This window comes from Planotetraspora silvatica (assembly GCF_016863315.1).
In the GTDB taxonomy this organism is placed as follows: domain Bacteria; phylum Actinomycetota; class Actinomycetes; order Streptosporangiales; family Streptosporangiaceae; genus Planotetraspora; species Planotetraspora silvatica.
In genome coordinates this window covers 1-7,411 of record NZ_BOOQ01000004.1, presented here as the reverse complement: position 1 = coordinate 7,411, position 7,411 = coordinate 1, and the positions used below count along the sequence as shown (strand labels likewise).

Annotated in this window: 6 protein-coding genes; 4 read left to right on the top strand and 2 right to left on the bottom strand. The window is 70.7% G+C overall.

Translation table 11 applies throughout. The features are described 5' to 3' along the window. Positions 1 to 414: 414 nt before the first annotated feature. A complete protein-coding gene (locus Psi02_RS05505) occupies positions 415 to 1,314 on the top strand; it encodes a LysR family transcriptional regulator (protein WP_203972348.1) in 900 nt (299 codons plus the stop codon). 3 nt (positions 1,315 to 1,317) lie between these two features. Here the strand turns inward: Psi02_RS05505 and Psi02_RS05500 are convergent, their stop codons facing one another. Continuing rightward, on the bottom strand, positions 1,318 to 2,055 hold the full coding sequence (locus Psi02_RS05500; RefSeq protein ID WP_203972347.1) for an MBL fold metallo-hydrolase: 738 nt from the start codon (positions 2,053 to 2,055) through the stop codon (positions 1,318 to 1,320). Between the two features lie 73 nt (positions 2,056 to 2,128). On the opposite strand from Psi02_RS05500, the gene Psi02_RS05495 reads away from it, so the two are divergent. Both Psi02_RS05495 and Psi02_RS05490 read left to right on the top strand, forming a co-directional pair. Next, a complete protein-coding gene (locus Psi02_RS05495; protein ID WP_203972346.1) occupies positions 2,129 to 3,049 on the top strand; it encodes a putative RNA methyltransferase in 921 nt (306 codons plus the stop codon). Positions 3,050 to 3,162: 113 nt separating this feature from the next. Continuing rightward, a complete protein-coding gene (locus Psi02_RS05490; protein ID WP_203972345.1) occupies positions 3,163 to 4,917 on the top strand; it encodes a S9 family peptidase in 1,755 nt (584 codons plus the stop codon). Here Psi02_RS05490 and Psi02_RS05485 read toward each other — a convergent pair. Beyond that, complete coding sequence (locus Psi02_RS05485; RefSeq protein ID WP_239094630.1) at positions 4,892 to 6,355, bottom strand: PP2C family protein-serine/threonine phosphatase; 1,464 nt, start codon at positions 6,353 to 6,355, stop codon at positions 4,892 to 4,894. The two genes, Psi02_RS05490 and Psi02_RS05485, sit on opposite strands and share 26 nt — an antisense overlap. Positions 6,356 to 6,576: 221 nt before the next feature. On the opposite strand from Psi02_RS05485, the gene Psi02_RS05480 reads away from it, so the two are divergent. Beyond that, positions 6,577 to 7,411, top strand: an 835-nt coding sequence (locus tag Psi02_RS05480) for a HAMP domain-containing protein (protein WP_203972344.1), incomplete at its 3' end; no start/stop codon positions are given.

Below are 7,411 nucleotides of genomic sequence, written 5' to 3'. Positions count from 1 at the left end.
AAGAGCTCCCCCACAACCCCACCTCCGAGAACGACCGATTCGAACACCTGCACGAATCATTTCACGAGAATGAATGCCGAGCAACCAATACTGACGAGTAATTAGCACGGCAATGCGAGAAAGAAATCCTATTTGCTCAATTTGAAGGAATTGTGCCTAATTGCACGAGCTGCACCATAAGGCATCACCAATGGGGCGGAGCTTCTGCGTATTCACGTGACAAAAATCCGCAAATAGGAATTGGCTGACCGGCCTCAGACCGGCCCCTGAACACCCTCGGGGCCGCCCCCAGACCCGCCTCGCCCGAGACCCCACGCCCCCGGACCCACGACGCCCACGACCGTTCGCCGGCCCAGATGCTCATCCATCAATGCTGCTTATGGATGGACCACGGGTAGCCGGTCATACTGGAGCATGGATTCCGGTCCGCCTCTGCGCGACATCGGCTGTTTCGCCCTCGTCGCTCGGCACCTGAGCTTCTCGCGTGCGGCGGCAGAGCTCGGCGTCTCGCAGCCTGCGGTGAGTCAGACCATCGGCAGGCTCGAACGGTCACTGGGCGTCCGCCTCTTCGACCGGACCAGCCGCGACGTCCGCCTGTCACCCGCCGGAAAGGCACTGCTACCGGACGCGGAGACCCTCCTGCAGGCCGCCGCGAGGTTCTCCGCCGAAGCGGCCCGCCTGGCCGTACCGGCTGGTCCGGCGATTCGCCTGGCCTATCCCTCACTCGTCGGGACGCTGGCGGCACGGGTCGCCCGGCGGTTGGCACATCGCAAGCCCGCGATCGACGTGGAGTTGATCGCGTCCGGTCGGAGTGATTCTCTCGCGGCCCTGGCGCAAGGGGAGGTGACGGCGGCCATCGTCGGCACGCCGTTCCCTCTGGGGTTCACGACCGCCGCCCGGTTCTATGTGCCGGTCGCGCATCTGGCCGTTCCCGCGGGCCATCCGCTCGCCTCCAAGTCCCGCCTACGCCTCGGTCAGCTCGCCCGGCAAAGGGTCGTGGTGCCGAGGAACCGCCCGCCGGGCGGGATGTGGGCCCGGGTCGCCGCCCTGCTGCCCGGCGCCGATCAGCTCCACGTCGTCGCCGGCGACCTCGACGACTTCGCCGCCGCACTCGACCTCGTGGCCGCGGGCGCCGGGCTGCTGCCGACGCCGTCCCTGCTGGTCAGCTCCATCCGCCGGCACGACATCCATTTCGTGCCGCTGGAGTCCGGAGAGCTCCGGATGACCTTCGGGCTCACCTGGGCGGGTGAGCGGGTCTCTCCCGAGTTGATGGCCCTCGTCCAGGCCACCCAGGAATGCCTCTGGACGAGGTGACCTCTAAACCGAGCGCACCGAGATGAACGCCTGGGGGAAGTGGCCGGGAGCGATGACCGCCGCGCGGCCGAGGAGGGCCAGACGGCTCACGACCGCCTGCTCCGGATCCTCGTCGTACACGTAGGCGATCGTCGGATCGGCCAGCTGAACCGGATGGTGCAGCGCATCGCCGGTCACGATGAGATCGCCCACCTCCACGCACTGGTGCCCCGGTGTGTGGCCGGGGGCGTGCACGACGCAGACGCCCGGCAGGAGCCCCGCGTCGCCGTTCACGACCTGGATCAAGTCCCGCAACGGCTCGAGGACGTCCTGACGCATCGGCCCGGTGACCCAGTCGAGCTCGGCCTGCTGGATCACGTGGCGCGCGTTCGAGAAGACGGGCACGCCGGCCTCGACGCAGCCGCTCGCGTGGTCGCTGTGCAGGTGGGTCAGCACGACGACGTCCACGTCGTCCGGTCCGACGCCCACGTCGGCCAGTTCGGTCAGCAGATGGCCGGGCACGGGCGCCCATCCGGCCGCGGGCGAGTCCGTTCCGCCGATCCCGGTGTCCACCAGGACGGTACGGCCTCCCGCCCGCAGCAGGTAGCAGTGGAAGTGGAGCACCCACTCGGCGTCATCGGCGAAGGAACCTCCGGGGAACATCTCCGGCAGTGGCCTGCTGATGCTCGCGCCCATGGGCCCTACGGCGTCGCAGAGCGGGGTTATCTCGACACCGGCCACGATCTTCGACTCGTACGGCATCGCCCCACACTAGAACGCCCACCGGCCCGATCCGGCACCCGAGTCGGTCACCGGGACAGGCGATGATGGGCGGATGCTCGCCGATGTCATCGATCTCCTGCTCTGCCCGGTCTGCGGCGGCCGGTTGACCCTCGGGTCCGGCACGGTCCGCTGCGAGAACGGGCACGGCTTCGACGTCGCGCGGCAGGGATACGTGAGCCTGCTGACCGGGTCCGGGGTCCCGGGCACTGCCGACACCCCGGCGATGGTCGCGGCCCGCGCGGACTTCCTCGACCGAGGCCACTACGCCCCGCTCGCGGACGCGGTCGCCGGGTGGTGCGGCACGGCGGACGTCATCGCGGACGCCGGGGCCGGCACGGGCCACTACCTGTCGCGGGCGCTCGGCGCGCGCACGGCCGAACCGGGGCCGGCGGGGCTCACACCCGACGCGCACACAGCCGAACCGAGGCCGGCGGGGCTCGCACCCGACGCACGCACGGCCGAACCGGGGGCGGTGGGGCTCGCGCTCGACGTGTCCAAGCACGCGCTCAGGCGGGCGGCCCGGGCGCATCCCCGGATCGGAGCCGTGGTGGCCGACGTCTGGCGGCCCCTGCCCGTCCGGGGCGCGAGCGTCGACGTGCTGCTCAACGTCTTCGCTCCGCGCAACGCCGCCGAGTTCGCCCGGATCCTGAAGCCCGGCGGCACTCTTGTGGTCGTGACCCCCACCGCGGCCCACCTCCGGCCGCTGGTCGACCGCCTCGGCCTGCTCTCCGTCGACGCGGACAAGGACCGCCGGCTCGAGGAGACCCTGGCAGATCGGTTCGCCATGGCCGTACAGGACGACCTGGAAATCCCGCTGACGCTGGGCCGTGAGGCGGTCGAGGCGGTGGTGGGGATGGGACCGAGCGCCTGGCACACCAGCGGCGACACGCTCCGCGAGAAGATCAGAGAACTGCCCGACCCGGTCCACGTGACGGCGTCCTTCCGCTTGTCCACGTGGGTGGTACAGAAGTGACCTGAGCGCCATATGACGGGAAATTCCCCACGAACATCAGCGATTTGTCGGCCATTTTCCACTTGTACGAGACATACTTGACCGCAACCCCGCCGAAGGACAGGGGAGGGCGTATGAAGGCCGAGGAACGCTGGCAGTCCAGGTTCCGGGCACCACGCACGACCCTGCCGATGTGGGCGCGTCAGTCGCCGCATCGTGCCGTCTACCGCAGCAACGCCTCCGGCGCCTGGGAGATCTACGCCTGGGATCGTTCGACAGGTCAGACCCGTCAGGTCACCGACCGGCCCAACGGCACCTCGTACGCCGCCGTCGACCCGACGGGGACCTGGATCTGGTGGTTCGCCGACGGCGACGAGTCCGGCGTGTGGATGCGGCAACCCTTCTACGGCGGCCCCGACGTGCCCGTGGCGATGCCTCCGGGAAACCCCTCCGGCCTCGGTCTCGGCGGCAACGGCGTCGCGGCGGTCGGCCGATCGTTTCGGGGCGGATTCGACGTCCTGGTCACCGATGGTGAGGCGGAGGCCGTCCCGATCTACCGGCACGACGAGTTCGCCGCGGTCGTCGGCATGTCCCTCGACGGAACGCTCGTCGCGATCAACCACAGCGAGCACGGCGACTTCCTCCACCCCGCTCTCCGCGTCCTGAAGACCGACGGCCAGGTCGTCGGCGAACTCCACGACGGCCAGGGAAAAGGCGTCACCGGAATCCGGTTCGCCCCGGTGCCCGGCGACCGCCGGATGCTGGTCCTCCACGAGCGCCGCGGCCGCCGCGAGCCGCTCGTCTGGGACCCCGCCACCGGTGAGCAGCGCGAGATCTGGCTGCGGGTGCCCGGTGAGATCACCGCCGACTGGTACGGCGACGGGCGCGCCCTGCTGATCATGCACAGCCATCGCGGCCGCACCGAGCTGCTGCGGTACGACCTCGCCGGCGGGGGTCTCACCCCGATCGAAACCCCCCACGGGGTGATCGACGCCGCCGCCCCGCGTCCCGACGGCTCAGTGGAGTACTCCTGGTCGAGCGCCGCTCACCCCCCGGTGATCAAGTCGAGCAGCGGCCACGTGGTCATCAACCCGGGCCGCACTCCGCCGCCGTCGGTGCCCCTCGAGGACATCGACGTGGACGGCCCCGGCGGCCGCATCCACGCCCTGGTCTCCCGGCCCGAGCGGCTCGCCCCGCCGTACCCGACCGTTTTCCTGCTGCACGGAGGGCCCGCGGCGCAGGACGACGACTCGTTCCTGCCGTCCGTCGCGGCGTGGGTCGACAGCGGCTTCGCGGTGATCCGGATCAACTACCGGGGCTCCGTCGGGTACGGCTCGGCCTGGCGTGACGCCCTCCACGGAGACGTGGGGCACATCGAGCTGGCCGACGTGGCGGCCGTACGGGACTGGGTGATCGACCACGGCATCGCCGACCCGGAGCGACTGGTGCTCACGGGGTCGTCATGGGGCGGCTACCTCACGCTTCTGGCCCTCGGCACCCAGCCCAAGAGCTGGGCGGCGGGGATCGCCGCGGTGCCCATCGCCGACCACGCGGCGGCCTACGAGGACGAAGCCGAGGGGTTGCGGGCCGCGCATCGGGCCCTGCTGGGCGGTTCGCCCGCGGAGCTGCCGGAGAGGTACGCCGCGTCCTCTCCCATCACCTACGCGGACATGGTCCAGGCGCCCCTGCTGGTCCTCGCGGGGGAGAACGACCCGCGCTGTCCCGTCCGCCAGATCGAGAGCTATCTGAGCGTCCTCGCCGACCACGGCCACGAGGCGTCGGTCTACCGCTACGACGCAGGCCACGGCTCTCTGGTCGTGGAGGAGCGCATCCGCCAGATGGAGGTCTCGATCGACTTCGCGGTCAGGGCGCTCGCAGCACGAGGATAGCCAGGTCGTCGGCGCTCGGCTCGGGTGCGAAGTCCTGTACGGCACGGCGGATCCGCTCGGCCACGGCGCGAGCGGACAGGTCCACGCACTCGGACAGGAGCTTGGCCAGCCCGCCGTCGTCGTCGAGGAGCCGCGAGCCCGACCGCCTCTCCGTCACCCCGTCGGTGACCCCCAGCAGCACGTCTCCTGCCGCGAGATGGACGCTCTCCTCGCGGAAGTCGGCCTCGGGGAAGACGCCCAGCAACGACTGGGGCTGGGCGACCGTGTCGACCACACCGCTCGGCCGCAGCCGCAGCGCCTCGGGATGCCCGGCGGAGACCAGGCTGATGTCGAGCCCGTCGGACACGCGGGTGATCTCCCCGTGGAGCAGGGTCAGGAACCTCGCCCGTTCCCCCTCTTCGAGGATGGCCTGGTTCAGCCGGTCGACCACGTCGGCCACGCCGTACCCCTCGCGGGCGAGCAGGCGCAGGGTGTGCCGTGCGAGGCCGGTGACGGCGGCGGCCTCCGGGCCGGTGCCGCAGACGTCGCCGATGGCGAACCGCCAGACCCCCTCACGCATGGGGAACAGGTCGTAGAAGTCGCCGCCGACCTCGTTCGTCTCGCCTGCGGGCTCGTAGATGACGTGGGAGTCCAGGCCGGGCGTCTTGGGCTCCTCCGGCGGGAGCAGGCTGCGCTGGAGCGCGCGGTTGGCCGCCGCCTGCTGGGCGTAGAGGCGGGCGTTGTCCATCGCCAGCGCGGCCCTGCGGCCGAGGTCCTCCGCCAGTTGCAGGCCCTCGTCGGGAAAGCGGTCCCGCCGTCCGAGGCACATGATCCCGAGCCGGCGCCCCCTCGCGGTCAGCGGGAACGCGAGCGACTGCCACTCGCCCATGTGCAGCACCGCGGGCCCCTCTCCCGAGGGCATCTGGGTCTCGCCCAGGAGATCGCGGAGCGTGTCGATCTGGGCCTCGTCCGCGTGCCAGAGGTAGGCGGGCCGCAGCGGCCCCGCCCCGTGCTCCGCCGTATAGACCGCGCACCAGGTCGCGAGACGGGGGACGACGATCTGCGCGATGATCGCCGGGACCATGTCGGGGTCGAGGGTGCCGGCCAGCAGATCGCTGGCGTCCGCCAGGAAGCCGAGCCAGCCCGGACCCGCGGCCGTCTCCGCGACCCATTCGTCTCCCCCGCCCGGACCGCCGCCCGGCAGGTCGATCCTGGCCCAGCGGGTGCGGGTCGACGCCGTGAAGGTCACGCCCCAGGCGACGGCGTCGGCGGGCGGCCCGTAGGCGGTCGACCCGGACTTCTCCCTGACCTCGACCTGCACCGACTCGCTCTGGTGGATCCACACGACGTCGAACGGCTCGCCGGAAACCTCGGCCACGAGATCACGCGCCAGGCGTTCCGCTTCGTCGCATATGGACATGACCGCCCACGCGGTCATCACTTCACGAGTGAACCGCACGGCAGCCGGTATGGCCGTCTCTCCTGGCGCGAACGACGCACCCAGAACGGCACGAGGGGTAGTTGTCACCGGTTCGTGCTTACCACAGTTCCGTCTGACCCGGGGTAAAACAAGGGCGCACCCCGCGCCACGGATCGTGACAGACTGGCATGGAGTCCGCCCCCCGAAGGCCGCTGTGCCTCACCTGCGGCGCTAGACCCCCAAGGGGTGAAGGAGGCCACATGTCGCCCGTCGGCGTTGACCTGGCCGGAACGGAACGGTCGTACACCGAGTCCGACCTCTTGCCTGTTCTGGAGACCCTCATCACGTGGCGCGACGGCGACTTCCGCCGCCGCGTACCGCACGCGCCTCCCGGCATCCTCAGCGAGATCCGCCTGCTCCTCAACGAGGTGGCGGACCGGCGAGAGCATCTCGCCAACGAGCTGGCCCGGGTCCGCCGTGAGGTGGTCAAGGAGGGCAAGTTCAACGAGCGACTCACCCCCGGCCCGGGCGTCGGCTCGTGGGCCGAGAGCGTGGGCTCCGTCAACGACCTGATCGACGCGCTGGTGACCCCCGTCAGCGGCGCCGCCGACGTCATCGACGCGGTGGCGAAGGGCGACCTGTCCCTGCGGATCGACCTCGATCGCAGCGCCAGGGGCGAGGTACGCCGGCTCGGCAAGGCGATCAACGTGATGGTCGACCAGCTGGCCCTGTTCACCTCCGAAGTGACGAGTGTCACCCGGGACGTCGGCACCGAGGGCAAGCTCGGCGGACGGGCGAACGTCCGCGGGATGTCCGGTAGCTGGCGGGACCTCACCGAGTCGGTGAACACCATGTCCAGCCGTGTCTCGGCCCAGGTGCGCGACATCGCCGAGGTGACCACGGCCGTCGCCAGGGGCGACCTGAGCCGCAAGGTCACCGTCGACGCGGTCGGCGAGATGTTCGAGCTGAAGAACACCGTGAACACCATGGTCGACCAGCTGTCCGCCTTCGCGGAGGAGGTCACCCGAGTCGCCCGGGAGGTCGGCACCGAGGGCAAGCTCGGCGGCCAGGCCCAGGTGCGAGGGATCTCCGGCG

Bases quoted from the DNA above. Each gene is read 5' to 3' on its own strand.
- Psi02_RS05500 (WP_203972347.1), bottom strand. From the start codon at position 2,055: ATGCCGTACGAGTCGAAGATCGTGGCCGGTGTCGAGATAACCCCGCTC.
- Psi02_RS05495 (WP_203972346.1), top strand. From the start codon at position 2,129: ATGCTCGCCGATGTCATCGATCTCCTGCTCTGCCCGGTCTGCGGCGGC.
- Psi02_RS05505 (WP_203972348.1), top strand. From the start codon at position 415: ATGGATTCCGGTCCGCCTCTGCGCGACATCGGCTGTTTCGCCCTCGTC.
- Psi02_RS05490 (WP_203972345.1), top strand. From the start codon at position 3,163: ATGAAGGCCGAGGAACGCTGGCAGTCCAGGTTCCGGGCACCACGCACG.